Raw genomic sequence first — 15,038 nt, forward strand, 5'->3', positions numbered from 1 at the left:
GTTACTCCTGCGGAAGGTCCGCGATGTTCACGTCGGCGTCGATGTCCACATCGACGTCGGCCTCGGTGTCCTCGTCATCGTCGGCGGTGACGGCATCCGTGTCGTCCTCGCCTTCGACCTGCTCGTCGGCGCCGGCAGCCTCGCCAGCGCGGACGCCGGACAGGTCGATGCCCAGCTCCTCGGCCGCGCGCAACAGGTCGTCGTCCTCGTCACCCATCTCGGCGCGTGCGCCCTCGTCGGAGACGACGTTGACGTCGAGCGCCAGCGACTGCATCTCCTTGAGGAGCACCTTGAAGGACTCGGGGATCGACGGCTCGGCGATGTTCTCGCCCTTGACGATCGCCTCGTAGGCCTTCACGCGCCCGACGGTGTCGTCGGACTTGATGGTCAGCATCTCCTGGAGGGTGTACGCGGCGCCATACGCCTCCAGCGCCCACACCTCCATCTCGCCGAAGCGCTGACCGCCGAACTGCGCCTTGCCGCCCAGCGGCTGCTGGGTGACGAGCGAGTACGGGCCGGTCGAGCGGGCGTGGATCTTGTCGTCGACCAGGTGGTGCAGCTTCAGGATGTACATGTAGCCGACCGTGACCTTCTGCTCGAAGGGCTCACCGGTGCGGCCGTTGAACAGCTGCAGCTTCCCGGAGGCCTTCTCGCCGTCACGGCGCTTCATGTCGATGTCCATCTTGATGGCGCCCTTGTGGTGCTCCTGCCACTTGACCAGGGCGTTGTCGACGTCCTCGAGCGTGGCGCCGTCGAACACCGGCGTGGAGACGTAGACCTTGGCCTTGCGCTCCTGGGCCTCCTTGTAGGCCTCGGTGCCGTCGTCGTACCAGCCCTGCGCGGCGGCCCACCCGAGGTGGGTCTCCAGCAGCTGGCCGACGTTCATGCGCGACGGGACGCCCAGCGGGTTCAGGATCACGTCGACCGGGGTGCCGTCCTCGAGGAACGGCATGTCCTGCTCGTCGACGATCTTCGAGATGACGCCCTTGTTACCGTGGCGTCCGGCGAGCTTGTCGCCCTCGGAGATCTTGCGCTTCTTGGCCACGAACACGCGGACGAGGTCGTTGACGCCCGGCGGCAGGTCGTCGCCGTTCTCGCGGCTGAAGGTCATCACGTCGATGACCACGCCGCCCTCGCCGTGGGGCACCTTCAGCGAGGTGTCACGGACCTCACGCGCCTTCTCCTTGAAGATCGCGCGGATCAGCTTCTCCTCGGCCGTCAGCTCGGTCTCGCCCTTCGGCGTGACCTTGCCGACCAGCAGGTCGCCCGACCCGACCTCGGCGCCGATGCGGACGATGCCGCGGTCGTCGAGGTTGCGCAGCGACTCCTCGCTGCGGTTCGGGATGTCGCGGGTGATCTCCTCGTCGCCCAGCTTGGTCGTGCGGGCGTCGATCTCGTACTCCTCGATGTGGATCGAGGTGAGCTCGTCGTCCTTGACCAGGCGCTTCGAAAGGATGATCGCGTCCTCGAAGTTGTAGCCCTCCCAGGACATGAAGGCGACCATCAGGTTCTTGCCCAGCGCCATCTCGCCGTGGTCGGTCGAGGACCCGTCGGCCAGCACGTCGCCGGCCTCCACGGAGTCGCCCGGCTTGACCAGCGGCTTCTGGTGGATGAGCGTGCCCTGGTTGGAGCGCATGAACTTCTGCAGGGCGTACTCGTCGCGACCGTCGGCGTGCTCCACCGTGATGTGGGTGGCGTCGACGAACGCGATCGTGCCCGTGTTCTTGGCCAGGACCACGTCACCGGTGTCCAGGGCCGCGCGACGCTCCATGCCGGTGCCGATGACGGGAGCATCCGTCTTCAGCAGGGGCACGGCCTGGCGCTGCATGTTGGAGCCCATCAACGCGCGGTTGGCGTCGTCGTGCTCCAGGAACGGGATCATCGCCGTCGCGACCGACCAGATCTGCTCGGGCGAGACGTCCATCAGGTCGACCTCGGCCGGCGGGACGGTCACGTACTGACCGGCCTGCGTCCGGCACAGGCACTCCTCGGCGGTGATCTTGCCGCTGGCGTCGACCGGGGTGTCGGCCTGCGCGATCAGCTGCTCCTCCTCCTGGGTGGCATCCAGGTGGACGATCTCGTCGGTCAGCACGCCGTTCTTGACCACGCGGTAGGGCGTCGTCACGAAGCCGTGCTCGGAGACCTGGGCGAAGCTCGACAGGGAGCCGATCAGGCCGATGTTCGGGCCCTCCGGCGTCTCGATCGGGCACATGCGGCCGTAGTGGGTCGGGTGCACGTCGCGCACCTCGATCGGCGCGCGCTCGCGGGTCAGGCCGCCGGCACCCAGCGCCGACAGGCGGCGACGGTGCGTGAGGCCCGACAGCGAGTTCGTCTGGTCCATGAACTGCGACAGCTGCGAGGAGCCGAAGAACTCCTTCTGCGCCGCGACGACCGGGCGGATGTTGATGATCGTCTGCGGGGTGATCGTGTCCGCGTCCTCGGTGGTGAGGCGCTCGCGCACCACACGCTCCATGCGGTAGAGGCCGATGCGGAAGGCCTCCTGGATCAGCTCGCCGACGGTGCGCAGACGGCGGTTGCCGAAGTGCTCGTACTCATCCAGGTGCTCCTGGATGGGCTCGCGCGGCATCGCCTGCGACTCGGCCGCGTAGTCCTTGATCTCGACCTCCGGCTCCTCGGGCATGCCGAGCAGCTTGGGCAGCGCGACGAGCTCCTTGACCAGGGCCAGGATGTCGTCGTGGGTCAAGGTGCGCGTCTCGAGGTCGATGTCGAGGTTGAGACGCGAGTTCAGCTTGTAGCGACCGACGCGGGTGAGGTCGTAGCGCTTGGGGTCGAAGAACAGCTGGTTGAGCAGCGCACGCGCGTTGTCGACGCTCGGCGGCTCGCCGGGGCGCTGCTTCTTGAACAGCTCGATCAGCGCGCCTTCCTCGGTCTTGGTGACCTCGGTGTCGCTGTCGATCGTGTTGCGGATGTAGAGGCTGTTGTCGAAGAGACGCAGGATCTCCTCGTCGCTGGCGTAGCCCATGGCCCGCAGCAGCACCGTGACCGGCAGCTTGCGCTTGCGGTCGATGCGGACGAAGACCTTGCCCTTCTTGTCGATCTCGAGCTCGAGCCACGAGCCGCGAGCCGGCATCAGGTTCGCGATGAAGACCTGCTTCTCGCGATCCTTGGGCTCCATCAGGTAGGCGCCCGGCGAACGGACCAGCTGCGTCACGACGACGCGCTCGGTGCCGTTGATGATGAACGTGCCGCGCTCGGTCATCCACGGGAAGTCGCCCATGAACACGGACTGCTCGCGGATCTCACCGGTCTCGCGGTTGACGAACGCGACCGTGACGGTCAGCGGACGCGCGTAGGTGAGGTCCTTCTCGCGGCACTCCTCGATCGACGCGACGGGCTCGTCGAAGGTGAACTCGCCGAAGTCGACGGCAAGGTTGCCGGTGTAGTCCTCGATCGGCGTGATGTCGTCGATCGTCTCGCGCAGGCCACCGTTCTCGGGATCGGTGAGCCATTCGAACGAACGGCGCTGAATGTCAATGAGGTTCGGGACCTCGAGGGGCTTGCTCAGGCGCGCAAACGTACGGCGCGTGCGCGTGGCATCAGTAGCAGCCAAGACGGCGACTCCTCTGGAAGGGTCGAAGGTGAAGCGGGCGGCGGGGATCGCGTGCTCCGAAGAGAACGCGCGACGTTCCAAGTTAGCACAGCGCATGGCTGTGCCCCCACGGGGGGCGTTCGGCGCTCACGGACCCCGCCCGGGCCAATCGCGTATGTGGCGCGACGGCGTTGCTTGGGCGGCTGCGACTATCGGCCGACGGCGCGTACTGTACCAACGAACATGCAGTTCGACCACGTTGCTCAGCAGGTCCCCGATATCGGCGCCGCGATCGCCTGGTGGCGCGAGATGGTGCCGGGCGTGACCGTCCTCTACGAGGACCCCACCTGGGGCCTGATCGAGGCGGGCGGCGCGAAGCTCGCGTTCGTGATGGCCGACCAGCACCCCAACCACCTGGCCTGGCGCGTGTCGGAGGCCGAGCTCGAGCGCCTGGCCGCGCACCACGACATGGCGATCCACCCGCACCGCGACGGCACGCGCTCGTTCTATCTCGAGGCGCCGGGCGGTCAGCCGATCGAGATCATCGCCTACCCGGCGGGCTGAGCGGCGCGGGCGCGGCGCACGGCGGGCAGGCCGGCGAGCGCGGCCAGCAGGCAGCCACCGCCCGCCACGGCTAGCGTCGTCCGGGCCCCCAGCAGCTGGACCAGGACGCCGCCCAGCCCCAGCGCCACGAAGTCGGCGACGGTGTAGCAGGCCTGGGCGGCGGAGTAGACGCGGCCCCGCAGCGCGTCCTCGACGCGCGCCTGCATGAGCACCCGCAGCGACACGTTCGACAGCCCGTTGCCCACGCCGCCCGCGGCCAGCGTGATCAGCGCGACCCACAGCGCGGGCGCGGGCGCCGTCAGCAGGATGCCCAGGCCCATCACGGCGACGGCCCCGACCACCGCGGTGGTGGCCATCGCCGCGGTGATGCGCCGCCCGGCGACGACCGCGCCGGCGATCATCCCCACGCCCCAGGCCGCGGCCAGCGCGCCGTAGCCGGCGTCGCCCACCTTCAGGCTGTCCTTGGCGAAGAACACGTTGGCCAGGTTGTCGATGCCGCCGAACAGGATCGATCCGGCGACCACCAGCACGATCGCGCGCAGCACGCGGTCGCGGCGCAGCAGGCGCAGGCCCGCGGACATCGCCCGCTCGGCGTCGGCCTCGCGCTCCACCGGCCCTGCGGCCTCCGGGGCCGGCGCCCGGCGGGTGCGCAGCGCCAGCGCCACCACCACGTTGACCACGAACGTCGACGCGTCGATCAGCAGCGTCGTCGAGCTGCCGACCAGGCCGGTGAGCACGCCGCCGAGCAGGAAGCCGAGCGTGACCGTGGCGTACTTCAGCGACTCGAACCAGGCGTAGGCCGCGGGCGCGCGCTCCTCGCCGACGACCCGCGGGATCAGCGCGAACAGCGCCGGGCGCTCGATCGCCCCGCCCAGGTTGAGCGCGAACACGAGCGCGTAGGTGGCGGCCAGGTGGTCGACCGCGGCGAGCGCGAGCACGCAGACGCCCTGCAGGCCGGCGGTCACCGCCAGGACATGCCGTGTCTCGAACCGGTCGACGAACCAGCCGGCCAGCGTGCTCATCAGGACCAGCGGCAGCGCCGAGGCGATCAGCAGGCCGGACACGGCGAAGCCGGAGCCCGTCTGCTCCTGGACGCGCAGCGTCAGCGTGACGACGGTGAGGAAGTCGCCGAGGGCGCTGAGGCCCCAGGCGGCGAGCAGCAGCCGGAAGTCGCGGAAGCCGAGGACGCCGTCGCTACGGTCGGCGGACCGCCTCAACCCGCATCTCCTTGCAGACGTTGAAGAGATGCGTCCGAGCCCAGTCGTAGGGGATCAGCCGGCGCAGCACCCGCGGCCAGGCCTCCCACTCCTCGCTCTGGCGGTAGCTGATGCGGGTGATCTGGAACTTCTGCCCGAACGACGGATTGCGCTCGAAGAAGCGCTCGGTCAGGAACACGTTGTGGCCGGGCGACATGCCGTCGGCGCTGTTGGCGTAGGGCACGATCCCCACGAACGTCCCGCCCGGGCGCAGCAGCCGGTGGGACTGCTCGAAGACGTGGTCCAGGTGCGAGTGCTCGAGGAAGTGGCGCGAGCGGATCTCCTCGACGCTGCCCTCGGCGAACGGGTAGGCGTCCTCGTTGAGATCGAGCAGCACGTCGGGACCGCCCTCCACGGAGGGGAACTGCCCGGCCAGCCCGCCGACGCCCCGCAGGTCGTCCAGCCCCACGTAGCCCGGCTCCTTGACGTAGCCGCAGCCCAGGTCGAGCTTGAGCGGTTGGTGAGCGGCGACGATCGCATCGATCGTCGCCCAGCGGTCGGCCAGGATCACGCCTGCGGAGACTAGGAGAGAGCGGACGCGCGGCGAAGACGAACGCGGCCTTGCCACCGGCGCCAGCGCCCGCGGGAGGCCGTTGTCCGATCGAAGCCGCATACCGGGACGAATCGGACAACGGCCGGCGCCCGCGCTAGCCGTCGGCGCGATCGGCCAGCTCGATGCGGAAGCGCAGCTCGTAGGGCGAGGTCTGCAGGCCGTCGCCGCTGATCAGCGCGTTCGTGGGCGCGGCCATCGGCTCGACGGCCAGCAGGCCCTCACCCGGGGGCGCGAACAGCTGCACCCACCGCGCGCCCGCCTCGAACACCACGGCCACGCGGCCGGCGCGCACGCGCAGACCGGCGGGCGCCTCGTAGAGGTCGTCCAGCGCGCGATCGCCCAGCGGGCCCGACCAGGCCTCCACCTCGGTCGTCTCCCCCGACGGCAGCCCGCGCTCGTCCAGCAGGTGGCGGCGCAGCGCCGGCACCTCGATCACCGACGAGGCCCGATCGACGGCCAGGTACGGATGCCACCCGAAGGCGACCGGGACGCCGGACCCGAGCACGCGCGTGGTGACCGTCAGCCCGGCGCCGTCCAGCGCGTGGGAGACCTCGACGCGATGGGCGGGCGCGAACGCCGGGTCGTCCCAGGCCAGCGAACCCAGCACGGTCTCAGGCGTGTCGTCCTCGACCCGCCACGGCCCGCGGGCCCGGGGCAGCCCGTGAATCGGCAGCCCGGCGGGGTCGCGGCGCGCGTCGCTGGCGTCGATGCGCTCGCCGACCACCTCCGACAGGCGGTTGGCGAACGGGTACAGCAGCGGCACGCCGAAGGTCGCGCCGGACTGGACGTAGGCGTCCAGGCCCTTGCGCAGCCCGAGCAGCTCCTGGCCGCGCCAGCGCAGCGAGGCGACGACCATCCCCGCCTCGGGCGCGACGTCGGCTTCCATCTGTCCGGCGCGCAGGGTGAGCACGGCCGGGCACGGTACCGAACGCAGACGGGGCGCCCGAAGGCGCCCCGTCCAAGACTGCAGCCTGGTGGCCGCGAGCTACTTGAGCTCGACGGAGCCGCCGGCCTCCTCGAGCTCGGCCTTGAGCTTCTCGGCCTCGTCGCGCTCGATGCCCTCCTTGACGGGCTTGGGGGCCTCGTCGACGAGCGCCTTGGCCTCCTTCAGGCCCAGGCCGGTCGCCGCGCGGACGACCTTGATGACCTGGATCTTCTTGTCGCCAGCGGCGGTCAGGACGACGTCGACCGTGGAGGACTCCTCCTCGGCGGGCGCGGCGTCGCCGCCACCGCCACCGGCCGGCGCGGCCGCGGCCACGGCCTGCGCCGAGACGCCGAACTCCTCCTCGAGCGCCTTGATGCGCTCGGCGAGCTCGAGCACGGAGATGCCCTTGAGCTCTTCGATCCAATCAGCGGTGCTGGTGGCCATGGTGATTACTGCTCCTCGTCGTTCGAAGTGGTTGCTGATGCGTCGTCGGCCACGGCCTCAGGGGCTTCGGCGTCGGACTCGGCGGCGGGCTCCTGCACCGCAGCCTCGGGCTCCTCGGCCGCGGGGGCGGCTTCGTGCTCGGAAGCGGGTTCGGCGACAGGCGCCTCGGCGCCCTGCCCGACCAGGCCCTGCTCCTGGATCTGGCCCAGCTGGATCGCCAGGCCGCCGATGAGCGCGTTCAGGGTGCGCGCGAGGCCCGAGATGGGCGACGCCACGATCCCCACGAGCTGCTGGTACAGCACCTCACGCGAGGGGAGGCGCGAGATGGCCCGGATCTGATCCGGATCCAGCGTCTCGCCATCGAGGATGCCGCCCTTGAAGGGCAGCAGGTCGGTGGCTCGCGCGTAGTCGGCGATCGCCTTGGCGGCCGCGGCAGCATCGCCGCGCACGAAGGCCAGGGCCGTCGGGCCCTGCAGGAAGTCCTTCAACGCCGGGGTCTCGACCTGGTCGGCCGCGCGCTCGGTCAGGGTGTTCTTCACCACGCGGAAGCGGGTGTCTGCGTCACGCAGTCGCGTGCGCAGCTCGGCCGCCTGCGTGACCGAGATGCCCCGGTAGTCCACGGCGAACACCGCGGACGACTCCTGGATCTCGGTGGCGATCTCTTCGATCGCCGCAGCTTTCTGCTCTCGGTTCATCAGCCTCCTAGCCCGGGCTTACAGATTGCCGGGGGTCTGCGGAGAGGAGCGTGCTCAGGCCGCAGCCGGCGCAGGCTCCCCAACGATGTCTCGGGTACGGCTCGGGTCGACCTTCACGCCCGGGCCCTGGGTCGAAGCCAGGGTGATCGAGCGGATGTAGCGACCCTTCGCCACCGACGGCTTGGCGCGGATGATCTCGTCGATCACCGCGGCGTAGTTCTCCAACAGCGCCTGGCTGTCGAACGACGTCTTGCCGATGGTCAAGTGCACGATCGCGGTGCGATCGGTGCGGTACTCGACCTTGCCGGCCTTGGACTCCTCGACGGCCTTGGCGACGTCCATCGTCACCGTGCCGACCTTGGGGTTGGGCATCTTGCCCGACGGCCCGAGGATGCGGCCCAGACGGCCGACGACCGGCATCAGGTCCGGCGTGGCGATGGCCACGTCGAAGTCGTTGAAGCCGTCCTCGATGCGCTTGGCCAGGTCCTCGGCGCCGACGATGTCGGCCCCCGCGGCCTCGGCCTCGGCGGCCTTGGGGCCCTGCGCGAAGACGGCGACGGTCACGTTCTTGCCCAGCCCGTTGGGCAGGCCGATCGTGCCGCGCAGCTGCTCGTCCGCGTGACGGACGTTCAGGCCCGTGCGGATGTGGACCTCGATCGACTCGTCGAACTTGGCCCGCTTGAGCTCCTTGACGAGCTCGATCGCCTCCGACGGCTGGTACTCGCGCTCGCGGTCGACCTGACCGAGGGCCTCGACGTACGACTTCCCATGCTTGGCCATCAGCCAGCCACCTCCACGCCCATCGAGCGGGCGGTGCCCGCGATGATCTTCGCGGCCTGGTCCACGTCGTGCGCGTTCAGGTCCTGGAGCTTCTTCTCGGCGATCTCGCGCAGCTGCGCTTGGGAGATCGTGCCGACCTTCGTCTTGTTGGGCTCGGCGGAGCCCTTGTCCAGACCCAGCGCCTGGCGGATCAGCACCGCGGCCGGCGGGGTCTTGGTCACGAACGTGAACGAGCGATCCTCGTACACGGTGATGACGACCGGGATCGTCGTGCCCATGTCGTTCGCCGTCTGGGCGTTGAACGCCTTGACGAACTCCATGATGTTGATGCCGTGCTGACCCAGGGCCGGGCCGACGGGCGGCGCGGGGCTGGCCTGGCCGCCCGGCGCCTGAAGCTTGATGGTGGTGAGGACCTTTTTCGCCATGAGTGCGGGTTCCTAGATCTTCTTGACCTGGTCGAAGCCCACTTCGACCGGGGTCTCGCGTCCAAAGATAGAGACGAGGACCTTGAGCCGGCTGGCGTCCTCGTTGATCTCGGAGATCTCCCCAGAGAAGTCCGAGAGGGGGCCGGAGATGACCTTGACCGATTCTCCGATGGAGAACTGGGCGCGCGTCCGCGGAGCGGTCGCCACCTCCTTCTTCAGCAGCCGGTCGACCTCAGCCTGCGTGAGCGGCACGGGCTCGTTGGAGGCGCCGACGAAGCCGGTCACCCCGGGCGTGCCCTTGACCAGCGTCCATGAGTCCTCGTTGAGGTCCATGTTGACGAGCACGTAGCCGGGCATCGTCCGCTTCTCGGTCATCACCTTCTGGTTGTCCTTCATCTCCGAGACGGTCTCGGTCGGGACGACCACGGACCGCACGGAGCGCTGCTGACCCAGCGAGACCACGCGGTGCTCGAGGTTCTGCTTGACCTTCTTCTCGTGCCCTGAATAGGTGTTGACGACGTACCAGCGGAACATGCTTTCTCTCTGATCAGATGATGAAGTCGACGACCCGCTGGGCTGCCCAGTCGGCGGCGCCGAGGTAGGCGCCCGCGATCGCGACGAAGCCCAGGACCACGGCGGTCGCTTGGGTGACCTGCCGGCGATCGGGCCATTGCACGCGCTGGAGCTCGGCCCAGCTGGCGCGCAGGAAGTTCAGGACACGGTTGCCGCCCGGGCGCGGTCCACCGCGCTCGTCGGCGGGAATGCGAGCAGCCGCGCCACCAGCGATGGCCTGCTCTTCCAGCTCTTTGTCACTGAGCTCGCTGACATCCCCCCCGGCACCGGAGACGATCCGGGCCTCGACCTCGTCGACATCGCCCGAGGCGTGCTCGAGCTCTCCGGGGAGATCTTCTCTCCGGAGTGGGTCGTCGTCGTTGCGAGGGCGATCACTAGCCATGACTGGGTGAGGCCTACCGGGTCTCCCGGTGGCTGGTCACGCACCGGCACCACTTGCAGAACTTGCGCAGGGTGATGCGGTCGGGGTTGTTTCGCTTGCTCTTGTTCGTCTGATAGTTGCGCCGCTTGCAGTCCTCGCAGGCGAGGGTTACAGCGATGCGCACGTCTCCGCGGGCCATCTCGGCGGGCTCCCGGTTCGGGACACAAAGGAACGACCCGCCGGCGGCAGGTCGGACAGACCATGGTACTACGTGCCGGGATCAGGCCCGGGCGCTGGCCGCTGGGTCCAGCCGGGTCATCGTCACCGAGGCGTCCAGGTGGGCCTCCGCGGCCCCCCGGTAGACGCCGCGGATGGGCGGCACGTCACGGTAGTGGCGGCCGTGGCCGATCTTCACGTGGGCCTCGCCGGCCAGGCGGCGGTTGGTCGGGTCCGCGCCCCACCAGACCGGCTCGCCCGCGCCCTCGGGCGAGGGCAGCAGCGCCTCCAGCCAGGCGTGGGTGTCGACCTCGATGCTGTCCTCGCTGCCGCCCTCGCCGGGCGACCACAGGTAGCCCGAGACGTAGCGGGCGGCGATCTTGTGGCGGCGCAGCAGCAGCAGGCCGAGGTGCACGAAGTCCTGGCAGACGCCGGCGCCGCCGTCGAGCAGGTCCTCGACGGTCGAGTCCACGTAGGTCACGCCGGGGCGGTACTCGAACGCGTCCGGGATCAGCGTGGTCAGCGTGCGCAACGTCTCCAGCGGGGTCTCGGCCCGCAGCCGCTCGGTCAGGTCGTCCAGCCGCGCGTCGCCGGTGGTGTCGGCGTCGGGCAGCAGGAACTCGCCGCCCGCCTGCGCGTAGGCGTCGGTGGAGACCGCGTCCCAGCCGGCCTGCGGCGGGTCGCCGGGGTCCGACGTGGTCACGCGGGCGCGCACGTCGATCGTCAGGTGGTCGTGGGGCCGGCTGATGCCGAACTCGATCACCTCGGTGCCGAAGTAGTCCTCGTGGCGACCCAGGCGCGTCTCCGGGTCGACGCGCACGACGAAGTCGTCGATGCGCTGCGTGCGGTTGTTCGTCGGGCGCACGCGCAGCACGTTGAGGTTGTCGCTGACGCTCTCGTCGTAGCGGTACTCGGTCAGGTAGCGGAGCTGGAAGTGCATGGCGTCAGGAGAGGGCGCCCGCGAAGTATCGCGACGAGATGTCGCGGTCCAGCGACTGCAGCTCGCGCCCGACGAGCGCGAACACCTCGCGCAGGTCCTGGTCGGCGCCGTCGCGGGCCCGGAACTCCAGGTCGGCCACCACGCGGCTGAGGCGCAGGACCGGCTCGGACACGCGGTCGTTGTGGTCGGCGGCGGCCAGCGCGGCGCGGGCCGCCTCGACCGAGGCGGCGACCGAGTCGGGATAGGCGCGCTCGAACAGCAGGAAGCGGGCGACCGGGCCGGCGTTGGGCGGCGCGGGCACAGCGCGGCGGAAGGCCTGGAAGCCGCCCACCGCCTGCAGCAGCGCCAGCGCCTGGCCGTCGGTGGCCCCGTCCTCGCGGCCGAAGGGCAGCGCGACGCGCAGCATGCGCAGGACCATGTCGGCGGACTCCAGCCGACGCCCGACCTGCAGGAAGGCGGCCGCCTCGTCGCGCAGCATCGTCGCCTCGGTGGCGCCCCAGAACAGCGCGGTGCGCTCCTTGACGCGCTGCAGGAACCCGTAGGGCCCGGAGTAGTCGGCCGCCTCGATCTCCAGGTAGAGGCGGTTGACCGCCGTCCACATCTCGGCCGAGATCACGTCGCGGACGACCCGCGCGCCTTCACGCGCCCGCACCACGCAGGCCCGCACCGAGGCGTCGTTGGTCGACTCGGTGGTCAGCACGCGCAGGGCCTGCTCGCGCGTGGCGTGGCCGTCCAGCGGCGGCGCGCCCATGATGGCCAGCACGCCGTCCCAGCTGAGCAGCACGGCGCCGGGGTCGTCGTCGATGGGCGACTGCAGGTCGGCCTGCGAGACGCCCTCGAGCATCCGCGCGGTGTGCTCGCCGCGGGCCAGGTTGCGCCCGAGCCAGAACAGGTCGTGGGCGATGCGCGCGAGCATCTAGCGGCCCTGCGCGCCGCGCGGCTGGGGACGGAGCGGACGGTGCTGCTGCTGTTGCTGGGCCTGCGACTGCCAGCCGCCGTAGCGCAGGTCGGGCAGCGCGGGCTGCTCGACCGGGGCGGGCCGCGGCCGGCGCCCGGTCTCGGCCGCCTCGTCCAGCACCCAGGTGTCCTTGGAGCCGCCGCCGCGCGAGGAGTTGACGATCATCGAGCCGGGCACCATCGCCACGCGGGTCAGGCCGCCGGGGATGATCTCGATCGTCTCGCCGAACACCGCGAACGGGCGCAGGTCGACGTGGCGCGGGCTGAGCGTGCCCTCGCCGTCGGCGGTCGGCACGGTCGACAGCTGCACCACCTCCTGGGCGATCCAGCGCTCGGGCACCCGGCGGATCACCTCGGCCAGGCCGGCCAGCTCCTCGTCGGTGCAGCGCGGTCCGATGAACACGCCCTTGCCGCCCGACTCGCCCGTGGGCTTGACCACCAGCTGGTCGAGGCGGCCGAGCACGTGGTCGAGCTGCTCGGGGTCGCTGAGCAGGTAGGTCGGCACGTTCTGCAGGATCGGCTCCTCGCCCAGGTAGAAGCGGATCATCTCCGGGACGTAGTGGTAGACCGCCTTGTCGTCGGCCACGCCGGTGCCGATCGCGTTGGCGATGGCCACGTTGCCGGAGCGGTAGGCCCGGATCAGGCCGGGGACGCCGAGCAGCGAGTCGGGCCGGAACTCCAGCGGGTCCACGAAGTCGTCGTCCAGGCGGCGGTAGACCGCGTCGACGCGCTGCAGGCCGCTGGTCGTGCGCATGTAGAGCACGTCGTCGCGCACGACGAGGTCGGAGGCCTCGACCAGCTCGACGCCCATCTGGCGGGCCAGGAACGCGTGCTCGAAGTAGGCGGGGTTCAGCGAGCCGGGGGTCCACACCACGACGGTCGCCTCGCCCTCGGCGGCGGGCGCGACCGCGCGCAAAGCGGCCAGCAGCAGCTGCGGGTAGTGGTCGACCGGCCGCACGCGGTGGCCGGCGAACAGCTGGGGCAGCAGGCGCGTCATCGCCACGCGGTTCTCCAGCACGTAGGAGATGCCCGACGGCGTGCGCACGTTGTCCTCGAGCACGCGCCAGGAGCCGTCGGCGTCGCGCACCAGGTCGCAGCCGGCGACGTGGCAGTACACGCCGCCCGGCGGGCGGATGCCGTGCACGGCACGCGCGAAGTGGGTGCGCGAGACGACCAGCGACCAGGGCACGATCCCGGCCCGGACGATCTCGCGGCCGTGGTAGACGTCGTCGATGAAGGCGTTCAGCGCGCGGATGCGCTGGCGCAGCCCGCGCTCGAGCTCGGCCCACTCGCCCGCGGGGATGACGCGGGGCACGAGGTCCAGGGGGAACGGGCGGTCCTTGACCACCTCGCCCTGTTCGTTGGCCTCGTAGGTGATGCCCTGCTGGAGGAAGATCGCGTCGCGGCGGCGACCGGCCGCGACCAGCCCGTCGCCCCCGATGCGGTTGAGCGCGTCGACCAGGCCGGCGGTGTGCGGACGAGCGCCGCCGGCGGCGTCCACCAGCTCGTCGTAGAAGGGCGCCGTCGGCGAGATCGTCACGGGTCGGGAATTTCCCACGGGCACACAGCTTCCCGCTTCGACCGGCGGGCTACCGTTGATCGCCATGTCGGCCAACGTCGCGCCTGCGTCCGGCGCACCCGCCGACAAGGTCCGCGGATCGTCCGCGGCCGTCTTCCTGGCCAGCTGGTGCTGCTTCGCGGCGATCGGCTGCGTGCTGCCGATCCTGCCCCGCTACGTGCACGGACCGCTGCACGGCGGGGACGTCGAGACCGGGCTCGTGGTCGGCGCCTTTGCCTTCACGGCGATCGTGGCGCGCCCGTGGGCCGGGCGCAACGCCGATGCGCGCGGGCGGCGCCTGATGGTCATCGGCGGGTGCCTGATCGTCTCGGTGGGCAGCGCGTTGATGTTCGTGCCCGCCGGCGTCCCCGGCGCGCTGGTCGCCCGGCTCGTGGTGGGGGTCGGCGAGGGCGTGGTGTTCACCGCCGGCTCGGCCTGGATCGTCGACCTCGCCCGCGCCGACCGGCGCGGGCGCGCGATCAGCTGGTTCGGCGTGTCCGTGTGGCTCGGGCTGAGCCTGGGTCCGGCGATCGGCTCCGTGATGGACTCGCTGGGCGGATACGAGGCCGTGTGGGCGCTGGCCACGCTCCTGCCGCTCGCGGGCGCCGTGGTGGCGGCCCGCGAACCGTCCGACGCCCGCGTGCCCCATCCGGACGCGCCCCGCGCACCGCTGATCACCCGCGAGGCGCTGGCCCCCGGCGTGGCGCTGCTGCTCATCAACGCCAGCTACGCGACGCTGGCCGGGTTCGTCGGCCTGCACCTGGCCGCCCGCGGCGCCGGGCACGGGACGCTGGTCTTCGTGACGTTCGGCGCGACGGTCGTGGCCACGCGGCTCGTGCTCGGCTCGCTGCCCGATCGGCTCGGCCCGCTGCCCACGGCGATGGCCGCCGCGCTGGCGGCCTGCGCCGGCCTGGCGCTGATCGCGGTGGCCCACGACTGGCCGATCGCCGCGGTCGGCGGGGTCGTCACCGGCTTCGGCTTCGCGACGCTGTACCCCGCGCTGGCCCTGTGGGTCGTCGATCGCGTCGGCGAGGAGCGCCGGGGCGCCGCGCTGGGGACCTTCACGGCGTTCTTCGACGCCGGCTTCGGCATCGGCGCCCCGATCGCCGGCGCCGTGGCCGCGCTGGTCAGCTACGAGGCGGCGTTCTGGGTCGCCGCGGGCTACGCCGCGGCGGCGGCTCTGGTCACGTTGGCGCTCGCCCGCAGCGAACGTCGCTAGTCTGTGTCTTACGTGCGGTCGA

At 70.9% G+C, this 15,038-nt stretch carries 16 protein-coding genes; 2 read left to right on the forward strand and 14 right to left on the reverse strand.

All coding sequences use genetic code 11. The annotated features are described in order from the left end of the window. Position 1: 1 nt before the first annotated feature. On the reverse strand, positions 2-3,571 hold the full coding sequence (gene rpoB / locus ACZ5UI_RS15980; RefSeq protein ID WP_464188583.1) for a DNA-directed RNA polymerase subunit beta: 3,570 nt from the start codon (positions 3,569-3,571) through the stop codon (positions 2-4). Between the two features lie 222 nt (positions 3,572-3,793). On the opposite strand from rpoB, the gene ACZ5UI_RS15985 reads away from it, so the two are divergent. Continuing rightward, positions 3,794-4,114 carry a VOC family protein gene (locus tag ACZ5UI_RS15985; RefSeq protein ID WP_464188585.1) on the forward strand — a complete coding sequence of 107 codons (321 nt, stop codon included), beginning with the start codon at positions 3,794-3,796 and terminating at the stop codon, positions 4,112-4,114. Here the strand turns inward: ACZ5UI_RS15985 and ACZ5UI_RS15990 are convergent. The 13 genes from ACZ5UI_RS15990 to ACZ5UI_RS16050 form a co-directional block, all read right to left on the reverse strand. Beyond that, entirely contained in the window at positions 4,099-5,331 is a 1,233-nt protein-coding gene (locus ACZ5UI_RS15990; protein WP_464188587.1) for an MFS transporter, read from the reverse strand. The two genes, ACZ5UI_RS15985 and ACZ5UI_RS15990, sit on opposite strands and share 16 nt — an antisense overlap. Continuing rightward, positions 5,309-5,881, reverse strand: coding sequence for a class I SAM-dependent methyltransferase (locus ACZ5UI_RS15995; protein ID WP_464188589.1), 573 nt, complete (start codon positions 5,879-5,881; stop codon positions 5,309-5,311). The genes ACZ5UI_RS15990 and ACZ5UI_RS15995 overlap by 23 nt, the downstream gene beginning before the upstream one ends. A 136-nt stretch (positions 5,882-6,017) precedes the next feature. Then, entirely contained in the window at positions 6,018-6,833 is an 816-nt protein-coding gene (locus ACZ5UI_RS16000) for an aldose 1-epimerase (RefSeq protein ID WP_464188591.1), read from the reverse strand. 75 nt (positions 6,834-6,908) lie between these two features. Then, a complete protein-coding gene (gene rplL / locus ACZ5UI_RS16005; protein ID WP_464188593.1) occupies positions 6,909-7,292 on the reverse strand; it encodes a 50S ribosomal protein L7/L12 in 384 nt (127 codons plus the stop codon). Between the two features lie 5 nt (positions 7,293-7,297). After that, the gene (rplJ, locus tag ACZ5UI_RS16010; protein WP_464188596.1) at positions 7,298-7,987 is read right to left on the reverse strand and encodes a 50S ribosomal protein L10; all 690 of its coding nucleotides are present in this window, start codon (positions 7,985-7,987) and stop codon (positions 7,298-7,300) included. A 54-nt stretch (positions 7,988-8,041) separates the two neighbouring features. After that, on the reverse strand, positions 8,042-8,767 hold the full coding sequence (gene rplA / locus ACZ5UI_RS16015; RefSeq protein WP_464188598.1) for a 50S ribosomal protein L1: 726 nt from the start codon (positions 8,765-8,767) through the stop codon (positions 8,042-8,044). Continuing rightward, positions 8,767-9,192, reverse strand: a complete 426-nt coding sequence (gene rplK / locus ACZ5UI_RS16020) for a 50S ribosomal protein L11 (protein ID WP_464188600.1) — start codon at positions 9,190-9,192, stop codon at positions 8,767-8,769. The genes rplA and rplK overlap by 1 nt, the downstream gene beginning before the upstream one ends. Positions 9,193-9,204: 12 nt before the next feature. After that, entirely contained in the window at positions 9,205-9,726 is a 522-nt protein-coding gene (gene nusG / locus ACZ5UI_RS16025; protein ID WP_464188602.1) for a transcription termination/antitermination protein NusG, read from the reverse strand. A gap of 13 nt (positions 9,727-9,739) precedes the next feature. Further along, complete coding sequence (gene secE, locus ACZ5UI_RS16030) at positions 9,740-10,147, reverse strand: preprotein translocase subunit SecE (protein WP_464188604.1); 408 nt, start codon at positions 10,145-10,147, stop codon at positions 9,740-9,742. A 13-nt stretch (positions 10,148-10,160) separates the two neighbouring features. Next, the gene (gene rpmG / locus ACZ5UI_RS16035) at positions 10,161-10,325 is read right to left on the reverse strand and encodes a 50S ribosomal protein L33 (protein ID WP_464188607.1); all 165 of its coding nucleotides are present in this window, start codon (positions 10,323-10,325) and stop codon (positions 10,161-10,163) included. Between the two features lie 81 nt (positions 10,326-10,406). After that, positions 10,407-11,282, reverse strand: a complete 876-nt coding sequence (locus ACZ5UI_RS16040) for a transglutaminase family protein (RefSeq protein WP_464188609.1) — start codon at positions 11,280-11,282, stop codon at positions 10,407-10,409. Positions 11,283-11,286: 4 nt separating this feature from the next. Then, on the reverse strand, positions 11,287-12,198 hold the full coding sequence (locus ACZ5UI_RS16045) for an alpha-E domain-containing protein (protein WP_464188611.1): 912 nt from the start codon (positions 12,196-12,198) through the stop codon (positions 11,287-11,289). Next, entirely contained in the window at positions 12,199-13,779 is a 1,581-nt protein-coding gene (locus ACZ5UI_RS16050) for a circularly permuted type 2 ATP-grasp protein (protein WP_464188613.1), read from the reverse strand. Positions 13,780-13,843: 64 nt separating this feature from the next. Here ACZ5UI_RS16050 and ACZ5UI_RS16055 point away from each other — a divergent pair, with 64 nt between their 5' ends. Next, positions 13,844-15,016, forward strand: a complete 1,173-nt coding sequence (locus tag ACZ5UI_RS16055; protein WP_464188615.1) for an MFS transporter — start codon at positions 13,844-13,846, stop codon at positions 15,014-15,016. Positions 15,017-15,038 lie beyond the last annotated feature (22 nt).

The organism is Conexibacter sp. JCM 18997 (assembly GCF_055391915.1).

What these genes read in the sequence shown, in the direction of transcription:
- ACZ5UI_RS15985 (WP_464188585.1), top strand. Translation starts at nt 3,794, where the DNA reads ATGCAGTTCGACCACGTTGCTCAGCAGGTCCCCGATATCGGCGCCGCG.
- nusG (WP_464188602.1), bottom strand. Translation starts at nt 9,726, where the DNA reads ATGTTCCGCTGGTACGTCGTCAACACCTATTCAGGGCACGAGAAGAAG.
- ACZ5UI_RS16055 (WP_464188615.1), top strand. Translation starts at nt 13,844, where the DNA reads ATGTCGGCCAACGTCGCGCCTGCGTCCGGCGCACCCGCCGACAAGGTC.
- ACZ5UI_RS16045 (WP_464188611.1), bottom strand. Translation starts at nt 12,198, where the DNA reads ATGCTCGCGCGCATCGCCCACGACCTGTTCTGGCTCGGGCGCAACCTG.
- rplL (WP_464188593.1), bottom strand. Translation starts at nt 7,292, where the DNA reads ATGGCCACCAGCACCGCTGATTGGATCGAAGAGCTCAAGGGCATCTCC.
- rplA (WP_464188598.1), bottom strand. Translation starts at nt 8,767, where the DNA reads ATGGCCAAGCATGGGAAGTCGTACGTCGAGGCCCTCGGTCAGGTCGAC.
- ACZ5UI_RS16040 (WP_464188609.1), bottom strand. Translation starts at nt 11,282, where the DNA reads ATGCACTTCCAGCTCCGCTACCTGACCGAGTACCGCTACGACGAGAGC.
- rplK (WP_464188600.1), bottom strand. Translation starts at nt 9,192, where the DNA reads ATGGCGAAAAAGGTCCTCACCACCATCAAGCTTCAGGCGCCGGGCGGC.
- rplJ (WP_464188596.1), bottom strand. Translation starts at nt 7,987, where the DNA reads ATGAACCGAGAGCAGAAAGCTGCGGCGATCGAAGAGATCGCCACCGAG.
- rpmG (WP_464188607.1), bottom strand. Translation starts at nt 10,325, where the DNA reads ATGGCCCGCGGAGACGTGCGCATCGCTGTAACCCTCGCCTGCGAGGAC.
- secE (WP_464188604.1), bottom strand. Translation starts at nt 10,147, where the DNA reads ATGGCTAGTGATCGCCCTCGCAACGACGACGACCCACTCCGGAGAGAA.